The organism is Brasilonema octagenarum UFV-OR1, from assembly GCF_963888615.1.
Classification (GTDB): Bacteria; Cyanobacteriota; Cyanobacteriia; order Cyanobacteriales; family Nostocaceae; genus Brasilonema; species Brasilonema sennae.
In genome coordinates this window covers 1-20,333 of sequence record NZ_CAWPKW010000332.1, presented here as the reverse complement: position 1 = coordinate 20,333, position 20,333 = coordinate 1, and the positions used below count along the sequence as shown (strand labels likewise).

Below are 20,333 nucleotides of genomic sequence, written 5' to 3'. Positions count from 1 at the left end.
GTCACGAATAATACAGAGTCTGCTTCTTTTTTTTGATTAAATATTCAGGCACATAACTAAAAGCCAAATATGTCAGAAAAACTTTATTTTTAAATACGGTAGTTGCCTATAATTACCGTACAATACTAGGAAGTCATCAACCATAGTGGTCAGACTCAATACCCAAAAAGCCTTAAGGTTCAAAATGACGCTTGAGCAGTTGCGAATTTTTTTGGCAGTTGCGGAACTGATGCACTTTACCCGTGCTGCAGAAACGCTTTATATTACTCAACCAGCAGTGAGTGCAGCAATTCAAAGTTTGGAAGCAGAATATGGCGTCAGACTATTCCATAGAATTGGTCGCCATATCGAAATTACTGATGCTGGTAAATTGCTGCAAATGGAAGCACAGAAAGTTCTTGAGCAAGTTTCTTTAACTGAGCGAGGCTTGAAAGAACTAAATAATCTCCAACGAGGTGAATTAAAGTTGGGATCAAGTCTGACGATTGGTAACTACTGGTTACCAGGGAAAATTAGCCAGTTCAAGCGCCAATATCCCGGTATTCATATCGATTGTACGCTGGGTAATGCAGAAGAAATTTGCGAAGGGACTGCTACAGGACTTTTTGATTTTGCTTTAGTAACAGGAGACGTTAAACCCTCACTGAAGAACTATTTGGAGCAGGAAGTTGTGGGGAGCGATCGCCTGCAAATTGTGGTTGGCACATCTCACCCCTGGTTTAAGCGTACAGAAATTTGCCCAGCAGAACTGCTAGCGACGACTTGGGTGATGCGAGAGCCAGGTTCGGGAGCACAGCAAATGTTTGAGCAAGCTTTACAAAATTGGGGAATTGAACTGACTCAGTTGGATATTGTTCTTGTCTTGAGCAGTAGCGAAATGGTGAAAGCAGTGGTTGAAAGCGGTGTTGGTGCTGCTGCTATTCCGGAATTGATGGTTACCAAGGAAATACAGCTATCTACACTTCACGCCGTTCGTGTGGTTGATAGAAACTCTGCCACCGAGCTAGACATTGTTCAACCTGTTTGGAAGCTCAAACACAAACAACGTTTTCAAACCCGAGTTGCGATCGCCTTTGAAGAGATTTTGAGCGCTGTGCAAAGTCCAGAGTCAAAAAGCATGCCCTTGAGCGAAGCGAACGGTCAAAACTCAAAAGTTTTGGAGTCCGAACTCAACTAAATCTATTTTTGCGATGCTTTGGACAAAATAGCCGCTGGAGTAAAATAAGTACTTATACTGATTCATCACTTTTTTTGATTAAAGTGACAAATAAAAATATTTGATTTTATTAGTGGTCTTCTTTATACTTGTCGTAAACCTATCCAGCACAAGATTAGCGAGATATTGCCTGTGTGACCCTAATTCTAATGGTTAGGCTGACACTCAGCTTGCTCACAGGTAATAACTAAATGGGTCTATATTATTCTCGTCTATGGAACTTTCTAACAAAACTGAGTACGCGGTTCTTTCCCTGATAGCGCTAGCAGCCTGTTATTCTAGCGGTGAATCATTACAAATCCGGGAAATAGCAGCACGACAAAACATACCAAACCGCTATTTGGAAGAACTTCTGGCGACATTAAGGCGTGGAGGTTTAATTAAGAGCATACGCGGCGTCAAAGGTGGCTATGTTCTAGCGCGAGAACCGCGAAAGATTACACTTCTAGATGCTTTCCGTTGCATGGAACAAGGAGACGCAGATGTGCCCAAGAAGAATTCCACCCCCAGTTCAATAGAAACTGAAGTTGTTCAAGAGGTTTGGCAAGAAGGGTGTGATGCAGTTTACTCTGTTCTACAGAAGTATACCATCCATGACATTTGTGAGCAACGAGCGAAACAACGACAGATGGAATCTATGTACTACATCTAGTAGTCCATGACATCAACTTTGAGGGGTAGATGAGGTGAAAAAATTCTTACTCTCCCCCAACTTCCCCCACTTCCCCAACTTCCCCAACTTCCCCAACTTCCCCAACTTCCCCCACTTCCCCAACTTCCCCAACTTGCCTTAACCCCGCAATTTTGGGTTGGTCGAGCAAGAGTGCCCACCCGACGACGTTGTTAAGCCAGGACTTACGCAAACAAACCCGGTTAAGAGCAAAAATCGTCTGTTTCGTAACCAAATACGAACGAAAAAACCGGGTTTGGTGGCAGATGGTTCGTAAGTCCTATAAGCGTTCTACTTATACCGCTTTTTGGAGCCGCAGAAAAGCCTAAAATCAGTGTAAGTGATAATGATAAGAATAGAAAAATAGAATGATTTTTACGATTGAAATAACTAATAATTAGCTTTAAGAATTGACATTTTACAATTGGAGTGCTTCCAAGCAGAATGAGAGTTAAGAACACTCACGCCAGAAGATTGTTGGAGGCACAAGCGTATGGTTGCACTCACTGCTCGTTCTGAAAATACTCAATCCCACGATCGCTTGACTATGCAAATAGTCGATCTTGGGGATGAAACGATCGCTATTCGTTCTCTGGATTGGGATCGCGATCGCTTCGATATCGAGTTTGGATTGGACAATGGTACAACCTATAATTCGTTTTTAATTCAAAGTGAGAAGACTGCTTTAATTGACACGTCTCACCGCAAGTTTCAGCAGTTATATTTAGATGTCTTAAAGGGATTGATTGACTTCTCAACGCTAGATTATTTAATTATTAGTCATACTGAACCGGATCACAGTGGACTTGTTAAAGAGGTGTTGCAGTTAGCTCCTCAGGTGACAGTAGTAGGAGCAAAAGTTGCCATCCAGTTCCTAGAAAATATGATACATCAGCCATTTCAATCGCTGATAGTTAAGAATGGCGATCGCCTCGATTTAGGCAACGGACATGAGTTAGAATTCGTGAGTGCCCCCAATCTGCATTGGCCTGATACTATTTTTACCTACGATGCTAAGACCCGCATCCTCTTCACCTGCGATGCTTTTGGGATGCATTACTGCGACGAGCACACCTTTGATGAAGATCCAGAATTAATCGAAGCCGATTTTAAATATTACTATGAGTGCCTGATGGCTCCAAATGCCCGTTCCGTGCTGTCTGCTATCAAGCGGATGGAAAAATTAGATATCGGCACAATCGCCACAGGGCATGGACCTTTATTACAACATCATTTGTCAGACTGGGTGAGTTGCTACCAGAAATGGAGTCAAGAACAGGCAAAGACAGATACCCTCGTTGCCCTGTTCTACTGTGAAGATTACGGCTGGAGTGACGAATTGGCAAGAGCGATCGCTCATGGCGTCCAGAGAAATGGGGTAGCAGTAGAACTGGTAGATTTAAATACTGCTGAACCTCAGGAAGTCCGGGAATTCGTCAACCAAGCCACGGGTTTGGTGATTGGTATGCCATCTCAATCGAATCAAAATGCCCATGCAGCTTTAAGTACCATTCTCGCAGCTGCACACCGTAAGCAAGCAGTCGGACTGTTTGAAACTGGCGGTAGAGAAGATGAACCAATTTATCCCTTGCGTAACAAGTTTCAAGAAATCGGTCTGACGGAAGCTTTTCCACCCATTTTGGTGAAAGAACCACCGACGCATATCACCGAGCAAATGTGTGATGAAGCGGGTACAGATATCGGACAGTGGTTGACTCGCGATCGCACGATCAAACAAATCAAAGCCATAGATAATGATTTAGAACGGGCATTGGGACGGTTAAGCAGTGGACTCTATATTATTACCGCCCATAAAGCAGATGTCAGCAGTGCCATGTTAGCCTCTTGGGTGATGCAAGCGAGCATGAATCCTTTAGGAGTCGCGATTGCAGTTGCCAAGGATCGAGCAATTGAATCATTACTCCACATAGGCGATCGCTTTGTTCTCAACGTCTTAGAGGAAGACAACTACCAAAGCTTAATGAAACACTTCCTCAAGCGTTTCTCTCCCGGTGCAGATCGATTTGCAAACATCAAAACCTACCCCGCCAGCAATAACTGTCCCATTTTGGCAGATGCACTGGCATATATGGAATGTAAAGTCACGACGCGAATCGAGTGCAGCGATCACTGGATTATCTACAGCAGCGTCCAAACTGGCAGAGTCGCCAAACTAGATGCCTTCAGCGCCGTCCACCATCGCAAGGTTGGTAACCACTATTAACTGCAAACCACTTTCCTCTCTCACTCATATGGTTTCCGGTTGAATTTGAATCATTAAAAAACCGCAGAGGCGCAGAGAACGCAGAGGGAGAGGAAGAGGAACAACAAATAATTCCGGTACAAACGAATTTACAGCCATTTTCAGGTAAATAGACCATAGTCATAGCGACGCTCTTGCTTGCGCCCTTACAAATGGTGTGGTTCATTTAGGTGAAAACTGCTGTAATATCACTCCCTCACTTTCATTGGAGTCTTTAAACAATGCAATTACTCAAAAACATACCAGTCAAACCTGTGAAGCGCGAAAGCTGGTTAAATCTCGGTCGAATTGTGCAAGCACTGGAATTGGTTCAGGACTTAATTGTGATTTCGCTGTGCATCGGGCTATTTAGCTTTATGGTGCTACAAATCCGCGCCATGTTCCTCTCTCTCATCCCCCCGATTCAGTTCCACAGCGTCACAGCAGATATCCTGTCGTTGCTGATTTTAGTAGAGTTATTTCGTTTGTTGATCATTTACCTGCAAGAGCAACGAGTTTCTATTGGAGTCGCCGTAGAAGTGTCAATTGTTTCTGTGTTGCGAGAAATGATTGTGCGAGGCGTATTAGAAACATCGTTTATGCAAGTTTTAGCCGCCTGTGCTTTCTTAGTGGTGTTAGGGGTGTTACTGGTTGTGAGAGTTTGGTTACCTCCAACTTTTGAAGGTATCGATCCAGAACACCAAGTCTCAAAGCGATACAAAAACCGCCTCGCCCAAGAAATGGCTGAACCTCATACGCATGTTGAGTTCTGAAAATGTCTCCTGTGATCTAACCCTTAACAACCAACCCATTACTATACTAATGCAAACTCTAGCCCCCACAACCAGCCGCCCTCGTGACGTTCAAGTTGCTGAAATTGCGACTCATACTTTAGTTTTGCGATCGCGCACTTGGGAACGCCTCAAGTTTGAAGTTGAATACGCCCGCCAAAAAGGAACAACAGCGAATTCTTATCTCATCCAAGCTGATCGGACTGCTTTAATTGACCCTCCGGGCGAGTCTTTTACCCAAATTTTCTTACAAGAACTCAACAAACACGCTCTATTGACGCAATTAGATTACATAATCCTCAATCACGTCAATCCTAACCGGATGGCTACCCTCAAAGTCCTCCTCGAACAAGCACCCCAAGTTAAGATTGTCTGTTCTAAACCAAGTGCAAATGTTCTGAAAACGATTTTCCCTGAGTGGGAGTCGAAAATTCAGCTAGTCCGTTCCGAAGACACTCTAGATTTGGGACAAGAACATCAACTGCAATTCGTGACTGTACCGACTCCCCGTTGGGCGGATGGAATGTGTACTTACGATTATGCAACCCGTATTCTCTACACTGACAAATTTTTTGGGGTTCATGTTTGTAGCGATGTTGTTTTTGATGAAAATTGGAAGCAACTGGATGCGGATCGCCACTACTATTTTGACTGTCTCCACGCCACCCAGGCAAAACAAGTCGAAGCAGCCTTAGAGAAATTAGCACCTTTAAAAGCCAAATTTTATGCACCTGGTCATGGTCCGATTGTTCGCTACAGCCTCAGTCGCTTTACCTACGATTACCGTCAATGGTGCCAACAACAGAAAACCCAGGAATTGCGAGTAGCCTTGCTTTATGCGTCTGCTTATGGTAATACAGCGATTTTAGCACAGGCGATCGCCCAAGGGTTAATTCAAAATGGGATTGCAGTCGAATCTATCAACTGCGAACTAGCAGAACCCAGCGAAATTACCCGTGCAGTGGAAGCTTGCAATGGCTTTATTATCGGTTCTCCTACATTAGGAGGTCATGCACCCACTCAAGTTCAAACAGCCTTGGGAATTATTCTATCAGCAGCGACGAAAACTAAACTAGCAGGAGTCTTTGGTTCTTACGGCTGGAGTGGTGAAGCCACCGATTTGATTGAAAACAAATTGTTGGATGCCAATTTCCGTTTAGGCTTTGAAACTATCCGCGTTCGCTTCAGTCCCACTGAGTCCACTTTACAGCAGTGTCAGGATGCGGGGGCAGAATTTGCCCAAGTCTTGAAAAAGAAACAAAAGCTGCGTACACCTCGCCAAGCTTTAACAGAAGCCCAAATTGACCGAACACAACAAGCCGTTGGGCGGATTATCGGTTCTCTGTGCGTCCTCAGTTCTCGACGCGGTGACAGCCATAGTGGTATCCTGACATCTTGGGTCTCTCAAGCGACTTTTAATCCTCCTGGTTTGATGATTGCGATCGCTCAAAATCAAAATGCCGATGCGATTATTCATCCTGGTGATCAATTTGTCCTCAACATCCTTAAGGAAGGACGCAACCTGCGGCGACACTTTTCTTATCGCAGTACCCCAGGAGACAATCCCTTTGCTGAGTTGGCGACTCAAAGTGCTAACAACGGTTGCTTAATTCTCAGTGATGCCCTCACCTATTTGGAATGTACCGTTCAGCAGCGGATGGAATGTGGCGATCGCTGGTTAATCTACGCAACGGTAAATGAGGGCAAAGTCTTAGAAGCGATAGGCGTGAGTGCGATCGAGCACCGCAAATCAGGTAGCTAGTGACATTCTCCCCACCGCATAGGCGGACTCTTGAATTCCGCCGAAATGCGTTAAACCTGCCTTGAAAATAGAGATCCAAACCACGCAAACCAGACGCGCATTAGCTTATTTTCTGGTCGTCTTTTACAAGAACTATCAAACATAAACAGCTAAATAAGAGTTTGACTGGATTCAAAGCGCCACTTTTTAAAACAATAAAACTACCCAATCCTATCAAAACAAAAGGCACAAGATAATTACCGTATTGAGTGACAGTTTCAGCTATTCCTTGTTGATTTGTTAGTTTGTATGCGGAATAGCACCAAACTCCTATTAGCAAAAAGAATACGACTAGAATTACCAAAAAACTTCCTAAATCACTACTCGCAAATAATGGTACATAAACGCTAATGTTATCGCTACCATTAGCAATAGTGACAGCAGCAACACTGTAAGTCTGAGGGGAAAGAAAACTTGCAAAACTAGAATCTTGTGATTGTTCCGTTTCTGCTTCTTCTTCTGAATCTTCTCCTGGGTTCACCAAACTACTAATGCCTATAGTAAGAGGTATTAAACCTAATAATCCAATCCAGTTTGGCGATAAGATGAATCCACCAAAGAAACCGGGGAGACTGGCAATGACAAGTGCTGTAAAACCAAGGTACTGACCAAGAATAATATGCCTACGAGTGAAGGTAGAATTAACCTGAGAAAAAAAGAGCAAAAGGATAATAATATCATCAATATTCGTGGCGGTGAAGGCAACTATTCCCCTGCTAATTCCAGAGACTAACCCACTCATATATATATCATGATTTTATTTTTTATATATAATTTATAGGCTTGATAACATCATATTTATTATCAATGACCATAACTCAACTTTGGACGGCTTTCACGGAAGCTGTCATTGCCTTCGTTGCTACCAATATTGATGATATCCTCATTCTGTTGTTATTTTTCTCACAAGTAGATGCCAATTTTCGGCGACGACATATTGTGTTTGGTCAGTACCTTGGTTTTACAGCGATCATCATTGCTAGCTTACCAGGATTCTTTGGTGGCTTGTTCATCCCGCGAGAATGGATTGGATTCCTGGGATTACTACCGATCGCAATTGGTTTAAAGCTATTGGTGAAAAAAGAACAAGAAACTACGCAAGTTCAAACAGTAACCACTGATTTTCACTCCTCCTCACATAGTAACCCCATACTGTCTTTTGTGTTGAGTATTTTGCATCCCCAAACTTATCAAGTCGCAGGAGTAACATTTGCTAATGGCGGTGATAATATCAGTATTTACATACCCTTATTTGCTGGTAAGAGCTTTGCTAGTTTGGGAGTAACTTTATGTGTATTTTTTGTCTTAATAGGCGTTTGGTGTGCTGTTGCTTACCTATTGGCTCGTCAAAGAGCGATCGCTAACATTTTAAGCCGCTACGGTAGAGCCGTTGTTCCTTTTGTGTTGATTTGCCTTGGTCTTTTTATCATGTACGAAAGAGGAACATTCAGCTTGATATTACACTCACACTGGGGCAACTAACTTGTAACTCGCCATGAGCAAGATTGTGTAAATGATAAACCGCAGTGGACGTTGAGGCGCAAGTTGGCAAAGTTTAGCACCAAGCAGTACCCCAGGTACAGAGCCTAACCATATTGGTAAGACCAAACTCCAGTCAACTGTCCCAAGGGTGAGATGTCCCAAGGAAGTGAAAAGTAATAAAATTGCGGCTTGTGAGATATCTGTACCCACTAACTTACGAGTCTCTAGCTGGAAAAAGCCAATCAGCACCAATGCAAACATCGAACCGGAAGAGACACTTGTTAAACCAACCAAACAGCCTAAAACTGCTCCTACGCTCATTGCGCAACCACGACCCAGCTTTGTTGTCAAGTCAAACTTTGGTAGCTCTGGTAATTTAAAATCCGGGAAAAACGACAATAGCAGCAGTTGTGCCAGTGCTAACAAAGTCATAAACAAAATCATCATTCCAACCAAGTGCAGCAGGATGTCGTCTAGGTTCTGCTCCCCTGTTTGTTTGATGAAATGCAAAATTCCTACCCCAAAAAGCGATCCGGGAACGCTGCCAAATGCCAGCCACTTCACCACTTGCACATCGACGGTTCGTTGCTGCCAGTGCTTATAGCCGCCGACAAACTTCATCAGCGTGGCAGCCACAACATCAGAACTCACAGCAATGGAAGGAGGAACCTGGAATAAAAAAATGAGCATTGGCGTGATCAAAGATGCTCCGCCAATGCCTGTTAAGCCGACGACAATACCAATAAAGAAGCTGAATACGGGTAATAATGAGTAATGCATATTGCTGTTCTAGAAAGGGTTAAAGGTGTTTTATCTCTGACCGGAAGTCAGCTTGGTAGATGCAAACCCCTTTCGCTTGACAAATACAATAATTCTATGTCCTTACCGTACTTTAACTCAAAAAGTGAGCGAACGTCTAGCGTAATGGCACAGATGAACAAGAGATTATTATTTACACAGAGAATAAATGAATTCTTGAGTTCTTTTGTACTGTGTTAATGGGATGTAGTCAAAACCCGTTGGTAGGAAGGAAGAGTTGTCTAGTAGCTTTCGCTATCTTTCTTGGGTTACTTTGGATCGTCCAATAATTTTCCTTGCTTCTTCTTCAGCATTCGGGGTCGTGCGCCGAAGTAAAGTATATGTGGTGGTAAAATCGATTCTTTGCCCAATTTGCAGGGCTTTTAGTGGACTAAGAAATTCAAGCTCCACGTAAGCATCTGGATCTAAATTGGTATAAATTTCAGTACTGCTTTCCTGGTCGGGATAACTAACCGCAGGTTCTCTGGGTGAGTCAATGCGGACTACAACTTTTTCTCCAATCCATAACAATGTACTTGCATCAGAGCCTATCTTGTGGGATTTTTTCTGATCACGTGTCAATGAGAGCATCCCGTTTTCCACCTTTAAGTTGGCTGGTAACTCCTCGGATTGTCTGTTATATCCTTGAGGAAAAATCGAAGCTTGGGGTAGGGCAGCGTATACCGCCACTGGATTACGCAACTGTGTAATCACCCATACCGCAACATCTTTGGGCTTGCCTTTGACCTTTTCATAAGTTGTGGAAATAGTCATCACAGGTTTTTGCGGATCGAGTCGAATCCTGCGATAAGTCCGAATGCCGTAAAGTGGATCTATAGGAGAAATTAGCGTCACTTCGCTGCCGTCAACCTTTGCTTGAACTGGTATGGAATCAAAACCTGTCGGTGGAGGCCAATCTCGCCCCATGATTTTTGTCCAGTCAGACTGAGGTGCAGGCCAAGTTTTATCACCCCCGAAATTAACCCATTTTTCTGGCTTGGGATTGGGGGCTTTGCCAAACATTTTCGGATTTTCCCAGAATGTACCTTCTCCATCTAGTAATCGAAACTGCATAACCCGCCCGATTGCTGGTACTATAACTGCTTCTACTTGACCATTACTCAAAACCCAGGAGTCTCGCCAGCCTTGGTAATTAGTCTTTACTACCGTAATTTTTGCATATTGTGATGGAGTTTTTTGGTTCGGGATCTTCGCAGTGACTTGTCCCCAACCCACAATAAAAACCGTTAGTAATAAAGCGAAGCAAAACAGATTCCACGTTTTAGTCTTCATCGTTTATCCTTCGGCGGTTGCACTCCCGCTACCAAGAGGCGAATACGATAAACACTCTGACCTGCAGTGATGTAAAGTGTTTTGTAGTCTTTGTTACCCCAAGCTAAATTTGTGACCACCTCTGGCACGAGAATTTTACCCAGAAGCTGACCTGTTGGCGAGAAAACCCACACCCCTTCTGAACCGCTACAGTAGATATTGCCTTGGACATCTACCTTCATGCCATCGGGTACACCTTTGTCTTTGGGTCCAGTTAACTCTGCAAAAACCCTCGTGTTAGTTAATGTGCCATCTGAATTAACCTCGAAAACACGGATGTGTCCTTTTTCAGAATCACTAACGTAGAGTTTTTTCTCATCAGGAGAGAACGCAAGTCCATTAGGACGCACCATATCTTTGTTGAGCAAAGCCAAGGTTTTATCTGGTTTCAAGCGATAGATACCATAAAAGCCAAGTTCTTCTTTCTCCTTACTAATACCATAGGGCGGGTCAGTGAAGTAAATGCTACCATCTGACTTGACCACAACGTCGTTTGGGCTATTGAGACGCTTATCCTGGTAGCGTTCAGCCAAAACGGTTATTTGACCGTTTTTTTCTGTCCGTACAAGCCGGCGCTCATGTTCAGCAGTAATTAACCGTCCTTCCCTATCGAACGTATTGCCGTTGGGATTGCCAGCAGGACGACGATAGATGGATATTTTACCGTCAGTTGTCCACTTATAGATAGTATTAGCGGGAATATCACTGAAGAGTAAAAAGCCAAGCGGATGCCAGACGGGCCCTTCTGTAAACTTTAAACCATCAGCCAACTTTTCTAGCTTGGTGTTGCTGCTCATGATGGTTTGTAAATTAGCGATCGCTTTTCCCTGACTCTGTTGTACAGTCAAAATGCTTAGTAATAAACTACAGGCAGCTATTCGTAAAGTAAATTGTTTCACAATCACCTACCTTAAGCCAACAAACATTTGATTCGTTTCTTTTGCATAAAAATTTGTTATTTGCTTCTTTGATAGCGGTTTTGATAATGACGTGATTATAGTGATGGAACAAGTTTTCTTACTTTACCATCACTCTTAGACGTCACATAGATTTCTCCTGCTTCGTCTATGCCAAACCGGACATCAGAACGTTCATTGCCAAGGATTTTGAGAAAAGAAGTTTCTCGTTTGCCGTCAAAAAGTCTGAGTTCTTTTATCTTTGCCTGTTTACCATTAACGAGTTGATTGACAGGCACATGAAAAAAGCGTCCATCATTGCAAAAGTCCGCAAAAATATATTGACCTACCAATTCTGGAATCGCTTTGCCTCTGTAAACATAACCGCCAGCGATCGCCACCGCATAGTAGCCTGACCAATTGGGTGGTTTGTCATGCTCATATTGAGCAACAGGATATGTGTAACCATAATCAGCATCATTTTTAGGTAATGGAAACAGGACATTCTCATTTTTTTCATCAATCACCCAAGTTCCTTCACGGTTTCCCCATCCGTAATTAGCACCTTTGATGCCTAGATTCACTTCTTCGATAAAAGCTTGACCAATATCGACAATCAACATTTTGCCTTCACCACCCATATCCCAGCTAAAACGATGGGGATTGCGCAATCCATAAGCCCAAATTTCCCCTAGTTTTTTTGGACTAATATTTGGACTACCATCTTTAACAAAAGGATTGTCCTTGGGAATGCCATATTTGCCATTAGCACTATTATTGCCGAAAGGGTTAATACGGAGTATCTTACCAAGGGGAGTGCCGAGGTCTTGTCCATTATTTAGAGGATCTGTATCGCTGACAGGAAAGCCATCGCTCCCACCATCTGCCACTGCAATATACAGCATCCCATAATCTGCATTTCCAGGTTTAGCATTAGGATTGAAGCTCAATTGCCCTATATTATGATCTGGGTAAGGTTTTTCAATACGAAGGATTTCCCGAAAAGTTCCAGAAAAAGTATTAGCAGCAGGATTGGTAGCTTTCCACTCGCGAATCACTTCGTGATGAGAACTTTCTATAACCTTGCCTTTGCTATCAAAAATTGTTTTCGTGACTGGAAAATCAGGAATTCGATTATTTTTTTCTTCGCTATGTATAGTGTAAAAAATTCCATTTTTAGCAAACTCTGGATGAAACGCAAAATAGGAAAAACCCTGTTGTGAAGTTTCATCGCTAAAGCCTGGGCAAACTAAATTTTTTAAATTCATGTATACAGAAGCTTTCTCGTTCAAAATGACATAAAGCTTGCCACGCATATCATTAACAAATAACCTTCCACTACCATCACCTGCATGAGTCAAAAGATTCAATCGCGCCACTCTCTCGCGTCCCGTTCCACTTATGGGAATTTGCACAACTTCTTTAAGCCCTACACGGAGATTTGATTTTTCAAGTTTGACGGGAATGGGGTTTGTAATCTGGGCAGAGGAAATACTTGAAAAAGCCAAAATTGAAAACAAAACAGAGCAGATACAAAAGAAAATATATAATTTTTTCATCTTAGAGGATGTTCGGAAGATCAAAAAAAGCCCATGTAACGGTATTCTGTCAGTATAAACAAATGCGACAGCCTTACACGAGCCATGTCTAATATCTTACTACTGAGCTTCCACTACACCACTACAAAATTGGCAGTTTGTCCCAAGCGATCGCCCGTACCAACAGCGTTTATAATTCTCATAAAGAATTCGGACTCATTGTAGACTACATCGGCGTTACCAAAAACCTCACCTCAGCACAACCAGCTTAGTTCCTTAGAACAAGCCTCCCTTGCCATTGACAAACTTTATTCCAGCGATGAAACTGCCCCTTCCGGCTGGCATTTCAAGGAACAATTACGCAAAGAACTGCGCCAAAAAGTTCGCGCTTTGGTGTTTCACCTCAAGCTAGAAAATTGGAAAGATATTCCAAGTAAGGTGGATGAGTATGCGATTAAGCACTATGCAAAATAAGATATATTAAAGTCTTGGCTGTCTAAAAAGGAAGCTTGAGACAATAATATATTTAATTCTGACACTAATACTTGATTGCACCAGTATAATGCTTTACCAGTCTTTTTATCCAATTCCCTAACCTTACAAACTAGTAGTGAATTAATCACATATAACTGGCTAATAATGTGAAAATAAAAACTTTCAGTTTGTCTCCATTCATTTATCTCTTCTATCCCGAAATCCGGAAAAGAAATTTGAATAAAATATATTAAATTATTATATTCTTTTATTGCAGATGAAAAATTCTTTTTATGCAGATCTATATAGATGTCACTCGAATATAGTTGTTCTTTCTCTATTAGTAGGTTTTGGATAAATTTATATCTATCTTTACTATTATCTTCTATATTTTGTTGTTTTTCTGATTTATAACTCTGTTCATTATAAAGATTATCTTTTAAAGAAGTTATTATTTTTTGATTTTCAGAATTCTCTTCTTTTAAAGCTTGAATATCAGATTCTTTTTGAGCAATCTCGTTTTGAAGATGCTTTAGCGAAGTATATCTAGCTTGTAATGCGCTAACTTCTCGGTCTGTATCGCTTAACTTCTGCTTGACGAAATTAATTTCATTTTCTTTGGAATTTATTTGAGATTCTAGACGGTTAATAGATTGAACTAGCTGGCTGTTTTCCTGTTTGAGTGATTGATTCTCTTCTACAGCTTTATCTCGCTCCTTGATTAATAATTGAGTCGTCTGAAGAACTAAGTCCCATGTAGCATATTCGAGGTCTTCTCTACCTACAGCACCACCTAGTTCTTCAATCAATGCTTTTCTGTTAGCTTCTAACTCCTTATTTTTATGCTCCAAAATAGTATTCTCTGCGCGTATTTTTGTTGTAAGTTCTACTGCTTTATCGCGCTCCCACAACAAATTAAGAATTTTTTCATCTAGCTTCCAAACTTTTTGTTGAAGAGATTGATGGTTAACAAGAATAACCTGAAGTTCTGCTTCCTGTTTGTTTGAATTAGCTACTATCACAATTAAAGTTTTTATAATTAAATAAAAATGTCTTATGTCCCCAAAATTATCTGTTTTATCTATTTTTGGTAGCAAAATTAAATCTTGATTGCTCTTGTTAAATTTTCGGTAAAAAAATAGCAAGATTAAAGTTAGAAAAATAAGGGGTAGAGACAATATCATGCTAAAAACCATTTTACTTAATTATTTAAAGTAAATAGGACATTATTATTGTTCGCATGCTGACATTTTGCATCAATAAAAATTGATGGCATTGAGTCACTCAGTATTAAGCTATAAGTCTTTATTTAGCGAGAAAAGCCAATAAAAATCATGTATTTTTATGCACCTCTTTTTATATTGTACGGTTTTATACGGAGAGGTGCAAGATCTGAGCATGGGTACTGGTCTAATAATTAACACTTAGGAGTTTTTGTATTGCTATGCCTGTCCTGCAAATCGGTCAAACCAGCGATCGCTCCTAAAATCTTGCTTTTGCTCAACATTTGTCTTTTACCTCTACGAACTCAGATAGTTTTGGGACGGAAATTACGCAAGCGCAAAGCATTAGTCACGACAGGCACGGAACTAAAAGCCATCGCTCCTCCTGCAATAATTGGGTTGAGCAACCAGCCAAAGATGGGAAACAAAATGCCAGCAGCAATAGGAATTCCAGCAACGTTGTAAATAAAGGCAAAGAAGAGATTTTGACGTATATTACGAATCGTGGCGCGGCTGAGTTGAATGGTGGTGACAATGCCTTGCAAGTCTCCAGAAATTAAAGTGATATCACTGGCTGCGATCGCAACATCTGTCCCTGTACCAATCGCTATCCCCACATCTGCTTGAGCCAAGGCAGGTGCATCATTGATACCATCACCCACCATCGCCACAATAGAGTTTCTATTTTCCCTCTTCTTGTCCACAAGAGACACCTGCGCTCGTCTTCTTCTCTCCTCTGCTTGAAGAGATTGAATCACCTGTGCTTTTTGATCTGGTCGAACTTCGGCAAAGACGCGGGTAATGCCAACTTCACGGGCGATCGCCTCCGCAGTTTTACGATTATCTCCCGTCAACATCACTACTTCTAAACCGAGCTTCTGTAGTGCTCTGACAGCAGCTTCACTGTTATGTTTTAGGGCATCTGCAATACCCATCAATCCTTGCATTTCGCCATCTACAGCAATCAAAATCGCAGTTTTGCCAGCAGCTTCCAACGCAGCTTTGTGTTCTTGGAGGGTATCAGTGTTAATTTCCAATTCCTCCATCCAGCGTTGTGTCCCAATTTGGACAAGGTGGTTGGAAACAATCGCTTGCACGCCACTTCCTGCGATCGCCTCAAATTTCTGCGCGTCACTCAAATCTACCTGCTGTGATTGAGCATATCTCACAACTGCTTCAGCTAAAGGATGCTCAGAATTTATCTCAACTGATGCGGCTAGGTGCAGAAGTTTTAACTCATTACTATCCCTAGTACCGTTGACGGTAACATAGTCGATGACAGTGGGTTTACCTTGAGTCAGAGTTCCAGTTTTATCCAGGACAATCGTCTGAATTTTGTGTGCCAGTTCTAAGCTTTCTGCTCCTTTGATTAAAATACCGTTTTCTGCACCTTTACCTGTACCCACCATTACAGAAGTGGGGGTTGCTAAACCCAAAGCACAGGGACAAGCGATAATCAACACACTAACTGTGGTGATCAGGGCAAATGTCAAATTGCCGACGATGTTAAACCAGATGATGAAGGTGGCGATCGCAATACCAATCACCACTGGTACAAACCATCCCGTTACAGAGTCTGCTAATCTTTGAATGGGAGCCTTTGAGCCTTGAGCTTGTTGCACCAGTTGAACAATTTGAGCCAAAACGGTATCTTTTCCTACTCTTGTTGCCCGGAATTTAAAGCTACCAGTTTTATTAATTGTCGCTCCTATAACTTCGTCTGGTGGCTGCTTCTTGACTGCGACACTTTCGCCGGTAACCATTGATTCATCAACAGTAGAAGCGCCTTCTATCACTTCTCCATCAACAGGAATTTTGTCACCTGGACGCACCAAAATCACATCACCAATCTGAACTTCTTGAATGGGAACATCAATTTCCTTGCCATTGCGGATAACACGGGCATCTCTAGCTTGTAAACCAATGAGTTGGCGAATCGCATCACTAGTCTGACTCTTTGCGCGATTTTCAAAAAGTCGCCCCAGCAGAATGAGTGTGATCACAACCGCTGCTGTTTCGTAGTACACCTCTGGCATCAAGCCTTGATTGATGAGGAAGTTAGGGAAAACAGTTGCAAACAACGAGTAGAAAAACGCCGCACTCGTACCCAGTGCAATTAGCGTATCCATTGTTGCTGTGTGTCGCTTCAAGGCTTTCCAGGCGTTGATATAGAACCTATATCCACACCAAAACTGTACAGGTGCAGTCAGCACCAATTGAAACCACCCATTAGACAGCCAAGCAGGAATCAAGGGTAGCTTGAGTCCTGTCATCATAGACAGCGAACCCAACACAAGTATGATACTGACAACACCTCCTACCCAAATTTTACGGGTGAGATCCTGTTCTTCAGCATTCCGGGAAGCTTTCTCGGCATCCGATTCTCCTGTCAGCATTTCTTGTTCTTGGAGTGAGTAAGCTGAGTATCCCGCATCCTCTACAGCTTGTTGAATCTTCTCCAAGCTGGTTTTTCTCGGATCATACTTGACACTAGCTTGTTCTGCACCAAAGTTGACATTAGAGTCAATCACTCCAGGAACAGAACGAATTGCTTGTTCAACATTTCTGGCGCATGACGCACAACTCATGCCTCGTAGTTTGAGTGTGAGGGTATCCATTTCACAAACTCCTTTGCACCCTTGAGAGTAGTAGATATCAAAAATCAGGCAACTGTATATCCAGCTTGTGTAATCGCTTCCTGAATTGCTGTTTGAGAAGCGTTAGTTTTCACGGACACAATTTTGGTTTTGGGATCAGCTTGAACAGTTGCATTGGCATCAATTGCTTGAACTGCTTTGGTGATAGTGTCTGCACAAGCAGAACAAGCCATGTTGGGGACTTGAAGTTGTAGTGTCATAAAGGTAAATGATTGATTATTAGTGGTGTGTAGTTACAAACAACCAGGACTTACGCACGAACAACGTAATCATAGTCATTGCGACCGGAGGGAAGCAATCGCAACCCACTGTTTTTAGTAGTGCGTGCGTAAGTCCTAACAACGTGTTTCGTTTTGAATCTATTTTAAAATCTCTAGTCAACTGGAGAGTCAAGAGGATCTTTTTCTACAGCGTTTACCCCTACACCCCTACACCCTTACACCCCTTTCTTGGTCAATCAATCCACTGGACATCCTCTAATTCGGCACCGTTAACGCTTTGCCATTATCTTCAGGTTTCAACGAGAGCAAAAATGGCACCGCTTTTTCCACCCACTTATTGAGTGGTGTAAATCGGGCTGCATCCTCGCCGTAGCAAATTTCTAGCATTTTAGTGTAAATGATGCCGGGATTGAGGGGAATTGCTGCCATGCCAGCAGGTAGTTCTTGCGCAAGCGATCGCGTGAGTCCTTCGATTGCCCATTTCGAGGCGCAGTAAGGAGCAACTTCCGGCGAGGTCGATCTCCCCCAACCCGAACTGAAGTTGACAATAATCCCTTGCTGGCGTTGAATCATCGCTGGCACGAAGTGACGAATCACATTAGCAACGCCTTTGATGTTAACATCAATTAACTGCGAGAATTCATCCGATGGTATTTTCCACAAGGGTGCTGGATCATTCATTAAAGCGGCATTGTTGATCAATAAATCGGGCGAGCCATAGGTTGCGAGAATTCGCTCGACCCATGCTTGCACAGTTGATTCGTCCGCAACATCGACAGAGGTGAAATCATGAGGAGCAGCAAAGCGCTGGCATAATTCTTCCACGGCTGTGGTTGAGCGGGTACACCCAATCACCGTATGTCCTCGTGCAATAAACTGTTCGGTCATGGCTAAACCTAGACCACGACTCACGCCTGTTATCACTATCTGCTTGGTCATCTAGATATCCAATCGCGTTTTTTATTTATAGCAGGGAACAGGGAACAGGGAACAGTGAACAGTAAACAGTAAACAGTGAACAGTAAACAGTGAACAGTAACAACTGATAACTGATCGCTGGTAACTGGTAACTGGCGACTGCTATATGTAGAAGTTTAGCAGTGATATAGCTTTGGGGCGATCGCATTTACAATGTTGAAATCGATTTGCGGATTTGACGAGTTTGAGTTAGATCTAACTCGCTACAATGGTATTAGAAATTTGTAGCATAATTGTATGGCAAAGCAGGAAGTTCCACTTGCTGGGGAAGAACTCATTAAAGAAGTCTGTCGGCGGATTCGGGTTGCTCGCAGTTATTGGGATGCCCACAACAATGCTGCTTGTCGGGGGGAACGCGATCAGGCGTTAGCTCTTTACAATACCTTAAGCAAGGAACAAAAAGAACAGATTCCGCAAGTGTTGCGCGTGTGGTTACGTTATCGCAGTGAGAAATACTTTGGGGCACACCGAACACCGCCCAAGTCGGCACGAAAATCCAAAACCCAGATCCGTTAACGAGCACATATAAAAATGATTAAGCCTAAAAATTTGTATCGCGGACACGTAATAGAAAAAGTTGGTCACGGTAAAAGAGCGGTATTTCAAACAATCATTAACGAAAAAGAATGGTCTAGCGTGACTGAATTAGAAGTAAAAACCGCAATTGATGTTTGGATTGATCAAGGAATAGAGCCGTAGTCATTGCGCAGATATCTATTTCCTCTTTCCCATTTTACCTCACAATACGGTTCGGTTAAGATCACAACGCCTGCGGCGACAGAGTTAAAAAGGGGGTAAAACAGGGTTATAAGCCCCCCTTTTTAAGGGCTTTTAGGTGCGATGCTCCGGCAGGGAGCCGCCAAGGGCGATCGCATTTAACATAGATTACAGTTTTTATTAATTGGGTGTACATTGGGAATACGAAGAACGCCATAGGAGAAAAACTATGTTTGAGGCAGAAGCCGCAACGCCCAAAGAATCGCGGCTTTCCATTCGGGCAACGGAGCCACAAAAGGCGATACTGGCAGAAGCTGCCCGCGTGCGGCACACGAATGTCAGCCAGTTTGTGCTGCAAGCATCACTTGATGCCGCGAATGCGATTCTTGTGCATCAAACAGAGTTTCGCTTGCCGCCTGAGCAGTGGGAAGCGTTCTGCGAACGTCTTGACGCACCGCCGAAAGTCGTTCCCGCCTTGCAGCGACTCTTTAGCGAACCGGAACCGTTTTAATGCACAGTGAGCCTTTAAACGAGCCTGTTCTGCTTGCCAAACATCACCTGATCGCGGATTTCGATTGCGGCAAGTCGCCACTTAATGATTTCCTGATCAAATACGCTTTGCAAAATCAGGCAAGCGGCGGAGCCAGAACCTACATCCTGACTCGTGCTGATCGCGTCATTGGCTATTACAGCCTTGCCCCTGCGTCCATATCACCGGAGTCGGCTCCCGCTCGTGTCATGAAAGGGCAAGGGCGTTATCCTGTGCCGGTGATCCTGATGGCGCGGTTTGCCATAGACAAAGGCGAACAGGGAAAAGGCTTAGGCAAAGCCCTGTTCCGCAATGCGCTACGTCGCTCCCTGGCGGGGGCAGAAACTATTGGCGGTCGCGCTTTTCTTGTCCACGCCAAAGACGAGGAAGCCCGCGCCTTTTACCTCAAGTTTGGCATGGAAGAATCCCCAACCAATCCCCTGCACCTGCTTTTACTCTTCAAGGACATTCGGCGATCGCTCGAAGCCGCAGGTTAAGTTCTTTATGGGCCAATACGGTTCAGTTAGAGCCAAAAACCTTAATTTTCGTAGGTTGGGGAGGACAGTGCCGTGGGCGGGTTTCCCGCAAAGTCTGCCGGGCGGAATCTTCCGTCCGGCGAGCTTTGCGACAGTCGCGCACCTGTCCGTTGAGCCAGCGCGAATGACGGTGACGACAACCGGCTGCGGGAGGGTTTCCCGACAGCCAGGCATCTGGTGAGTCCAGCGCTGCGGGAGGGTTTCCCGACAGCCAGGCGACGGGCGTTCCCGA

At 43.3% G+C, this 20,333-nt stretch carries 20 protein-coding genes; 10 read left to right on the top strand and 10 right to left on the bottom strand.

The window, feature by feature from the left end; all coding sequences use genetic code 11:
* Nucleotides 1-184: 184 nt before the first annotated feature.
* Together AC5590_RS30090 and AC5590_RS30085 are read left to right on the top strand one after the other, a co-directional pair.
* A complete protein-coding gene (locus tag AC5590_RS30090; RefSeq protein ID WP_169266951.1) occupies nucleotides 185-1,177 on the top strand; it encodes a LysR family transcriptional regulator in 993 nt (330 codons plus the stop codon).
* A 253-nt stretch (nucleotides 1,178-1,430) separates the two neighbouring features.
* Entirely contained in the window at nucleotides 1,431-1,868 is a 438-nt protein-coding gene (locus AC5590_RS30085; protein ID WP_169266950.1) for an RrF2 family transcriptional regulator, read from the top strand.
* A gap of 46 nt (nucleotides 1,869-1,914) precedes the next feature.
* On the opposite strand, the gene AC5590_RS30080 is transcribed toward AC5590_RS30085, so the two are convergent.
* Entirely contained in the window at nucleotides 1,915-2,079 is a 165-nt protein-coding gene (locus AC5590_RS30080; RefSeq protein ID WP_169266935.1) for a hypothetical protein, read from the bottom strand.
* Nucleotides 2,080-2,379: 300 nt separating this feature from the next.
* On the opposite strand from AC5590_RS30080, the gene AC5590_RS30075 reads away from it, so the two are divergent.
* The 3 genes from AC5590_RS30075 to AC5590_RS30065 all read left to right on the top strand — a co-directional run bounded on the left by AC5590_RS30075 (nucleotide 2,380) and on the right by AC5590_RS30065 (nucleotide 6,681).
* A complete protein-coding gene (locus AC5590_RS30075) occupies nucleotides 2,380-4,110 on the top strand; it encodes a diflavin flavoprotein (protein ID WP_169266949.1) in 1,731 nt (576 codons plus the stop codon).
* A gap of 260 nt (nucleotides 4,111-4,370) precedes the next feature.
* Entirely contained in the window at nucleotides 4,371-4,901 is a 531-nt protein-coding gene (locus AC5590_RS30070; protein ID WP_169266948.1) for a phosphate-starvation-inducible PsiE family protein, read from the top strand.
* A 49-nt stretch (nucleotides 4,902-4,950) separates the two neighbouring features.
* Entirely contained in the window at nucleotides 4,951-6,681 is a 1,731-nt protein-coding gene (locus AC5590_RS30065) for a diflavin flavoprotein (protein WP_211178608.1), read from the top strand.
* 100 nt (nucleotides 6,682-6,781) lie between these two features.
* Here AC5590_RS30065 and AC5590_RS30060 read toward each other — a convergent pair whose 3' ends face one another.
* Complete coding sequence (locus AC5590_RS30060; protein ID WP_169266947.1) at nucleotides 6,782-7,462, bottom strand: cadmium resistance transporter; 681 nt, start codon at nucleotides 7,460-7,462, stop codon at nucleotides 6,782-6,784.
* Nucleotides 7,463-7,533: 71 nt separating this feature from the next.
* On the opposite strand from AC5590_RS30060, the gene AC5590_RS30055 reads away from it, so the two are divergent.
* Entirely contained in the window at nucleotides 7,534-8,202 is a 669-nt protein-coding gene (locus tag AC5590_RS30055) for a cadmium resistance transporter (RefSeq protein ID WP_169266961.1), read from the top strand.
* Here the strand turns inward: AC5590_RS30055 and AC5590_RS30050 are convergent.
* From AC5590_RS30050 to AC5590_RS30015, 8 genes are all read right to left on the bottom strand, one after another.
* Nucleotides 8,185-8,982 (bottom strand): sulfite exporter TauE/SafE family protein, encoded by a 798-nt coding sequence (locus AC5590_RS30050; RefSeq protein ID WP_169266946.1) that lies wholly within the window; start codon nucleotides 8,980-8,982, stop codon nucleotides 8,185-8,187. The genes AC5590_RS30055 and AC5590_RS30050 overlap by 18 nt on opposite strands.
* Nucleotides 8,983-9,255: 273 nt before the next feature.
* On the bottom strand, nucleotides 9,256-10,293 hold the full coding sequence (locus AC5590_RS30045; protein ID WP_169266945.1) for a DUF4380 domain-containing protein: 1,038 nt from the start codon (nucleotides 10,291-10,293) through the stop codon (nucleotides 9,256-9,258).
* Nucleotides 10,290-11,231, bottom strand: a complete 942-nt coding sequence (locus tag AC5590_RS30040; protein WP_348982733.1) for an SMP-30/gluconolactonase/LRE family protein — start codon at nucleotides 11,229-11,231, stop codon at nucleotides 10,290-10,292. Before AC5590_RS30040 ends, AC5590_RS30045 begins: the two co-directional genes overlap by 4 nt.
* Before the next feature lie 95 nt (nucleotides 11,232-11,326).
* Nucleotides 11,327-12,736 (bottom strand): PQQ-dependent sugar dehydrogenase, encoded by a 1,410-nt coding sequence (locus AC5590_RS30035; protein ID WP_248277320.1) that lies wholly within the window; start codon nucleotides 12,734-12,736, stop codon nucleotides 11,327-11,329.
* A gap of 491 nt (nucleotides 12,737-13,227) precedes the next feature.
* A complete protein-coding gene (locus tag AC5590_RS30030; protein ID WP_169266943.1) occupies nucleotides 13,228-14,337 on the bottom strand; it encodes a hypothetical protein in 1,110 nt (369 codons plus the stop codon).
* Nucleotides 14,338-14,768: 431 nt separating this feature from the next.
* The gene (locus AC5590_RS30025; protein ID WP_169266942.1) at nucleotides 14,769-17,081 is read right to left on the bottom strand and encodes a heavy metal translocating P-type ATPase; all 2,313 of its coding nucleotides are present in this window, start codon (nucleotides 17,079-17,081) and stop codon (nucleotides 14,769-14,771) included.
* Nucleotides 17,082-17,125: 44 nt separating this feature from the next.
* The gene (locus tag AC5590_RS30020) at nucleotides 17,126-17,320 is read right to left on the bottom strand and encodes a heavy-metal-associated domain-containing protein (protein ID WP_169266941.1); all 195 of its coding nucleotides are present in this window, start codon (nucleotides 17,318-17,320) and stop codon (nucleotides 17,126-17,128) included.
* 276 nt (nucleotides 17,321-17,596) lie between these two features.
* Nucleotides 17,597-18,280 (bottom strand): SDR family oxidoreductase, encoded by a 684-nt coding sequence (locus AC5590_RS30015; protein WP_169266940.1) that lies wholly within the window; start codon nucleotides 18,278-18,280, stop codon nucleotides 17,597-17,599.
* Between the two features lie 276 nt (nucleotides 18,281-18,556).
* Here AC5590_RS30015 and AC5590_RS30010 point away from each other — a divergent pair, with 276 nt between their 5' ends.
* The 4 genes from AC5590_RS30010 (at nucleotide 18,557) to AC5590_RS29995 (ending at nucleotide 20,062) form a co-directional block, all read left to right on the top strand.
* Nucleotides 18,557-18,835 (top strand): Precorrin-3B methylase, encoded by a 279-nt coding sequence (locus AC5590_RS30010; RefSeq protein WP_169266939.1) that lies wholly within the window; start codon nucleotides 18,557-18,559, stop codon nucleotides 18,833-18,835.
* A gap of 15 nt (nucleotides 18,836-18,850) precedes the next feature.
* Nucleotides 18,851-19,018, top strand: coding sequence for a hypothetical protein (locus tag AC5590_RS30005; protein WP_169266938.1), 168 nt, complete (start codon nucleotides 18,851-18,853; stop codon nucleotides 19,016-19,018).
* Between the two features lie 202 nt (nucleotides 19,019-19,220).
* Nucleotides 19,221-19,547: a type II toxin-antitoxin system TacA family antitoxin gene (locus AC5590_RS30000; RefSeq protein WP_169266937.1), complete on the top strand. Its 327-nt coding sequence runs from the start codon at nucleotides 19,221-19,223 to the stop codon at nucleotides 19,545-19,547.
* Entirely contained in the window at nucleotides 19,547-20,062 is a 516-nt protein-coding gene (locus AC5590_RS29995) for a GNAT family N-acetyltransferase (RefSeq protein ID WP_169266936.1), read from the top strand. Before AC5590_RS30000 ends, AC5590_RS29995 begins: the two co-directional genes overlap by 1 nt.
* Nucleotides 20,063-20,333 lie beyond the last annotated feature (271 nt).

Bases quoted from the DNA above. Each gene is read 5' to 3' on its own strand.
- AC5590_RS30090 (WP_169266951.1), top strand. From the start codon at position 185: ATGACGCTTGAGCAGTTGCGAATTTTTTTGGCAGTTGCGGAACTGATG.
- AC5590_RS30085 (WP_169266950.1), top strand. From the start codon at position 1,431: ATGGAACTTTCTAACAAAACTGAGTACGCGGTTCTTTCCCTGATAGCG.
- AC5590_RS30075 (WP_169266949.1), top strand. From the start codon at position 2,380: ATGGTTGCACTCACTGCTCGTTCTGAAAATACTCAATCCCACGATCGC.
- AC5590_RS30070 (WP_169266948.1), top strand. From the start codon at position 4,371: ATGCAATTACTCAAAAACATACCAGTCAAACCTGTGAAGCGCGAAAGC.
- AC5590_RS30065 (WP_211178608.1), top strand. From the start codon at position 4,951: ATGCAAACTCTAGCCCCCACAACCAGCCGCCCTCGTGACGTTCAAGTT.
- AC5590_RS30060 (WP_169266947.1), bottom strand. From the start codon at position 7,462: ATGAGTGGGTTAGTCTCTGGAATTAGCAGGGGAATAGTTGCCTTCACC.
- AC5590_RS30050 (WP_169266946.1), bottom strand. From the start codon at position 8,982: ATGCATTACTCATTATTACCCGTATTCAGCTTCTTTATTGGTATTGTC.
- AC5590_RS30045 (WP_169266945.1), bottom strand. From the start codon at position 10,293: ATGAAGACTAAAACGTGGAATCTGTTTTGCTTCGCTTTATTACTAACG.
- AC5590_RS30025 (WP_169266942.1), bottom strand. From the start codon at position 17,081: ATGGATACCCTCACACTCAAACTACGAGGCATGAGTTGTGCGTCATGC.
- AC5590_RS30020 (WP_169266941.1), bottom strand. From the start codon at position 17,320: ATGACACTACAACTTCAAGTCCCCAACATGGCTTGTTCTGCTTGTGCA.
- AC5590_RS30015 (WP_169266940.1), bottom strand. From the start codon at position 18,280: ATGACCAAGCAGATAGTGATAACAGGCGTGAGTCGTGGTCTAGGTTTA.
- AC5590_RS30010 (WP_169266939.1), top strand. From the start codon at position 18,557: ATGGCAAAGCAGGAAGTTCCACTTGCTGGGGAAGAACTCATTAAAGAA.
- AC5590_RS30005 (WP_169266938.1), top strand. From the start codon at position 18,851: ATGATTAAGCCTAAAAATTTGTATCGCGGACACGTAATAGAAAAAGTT.
- AC5590_RS29995 (WP_169266936.1), top strand. From the start codon at position 19,547: ATGCACAGTGAGCCTTTAAACGAGCCTGTTCTGCTTGCCAAACATCAC.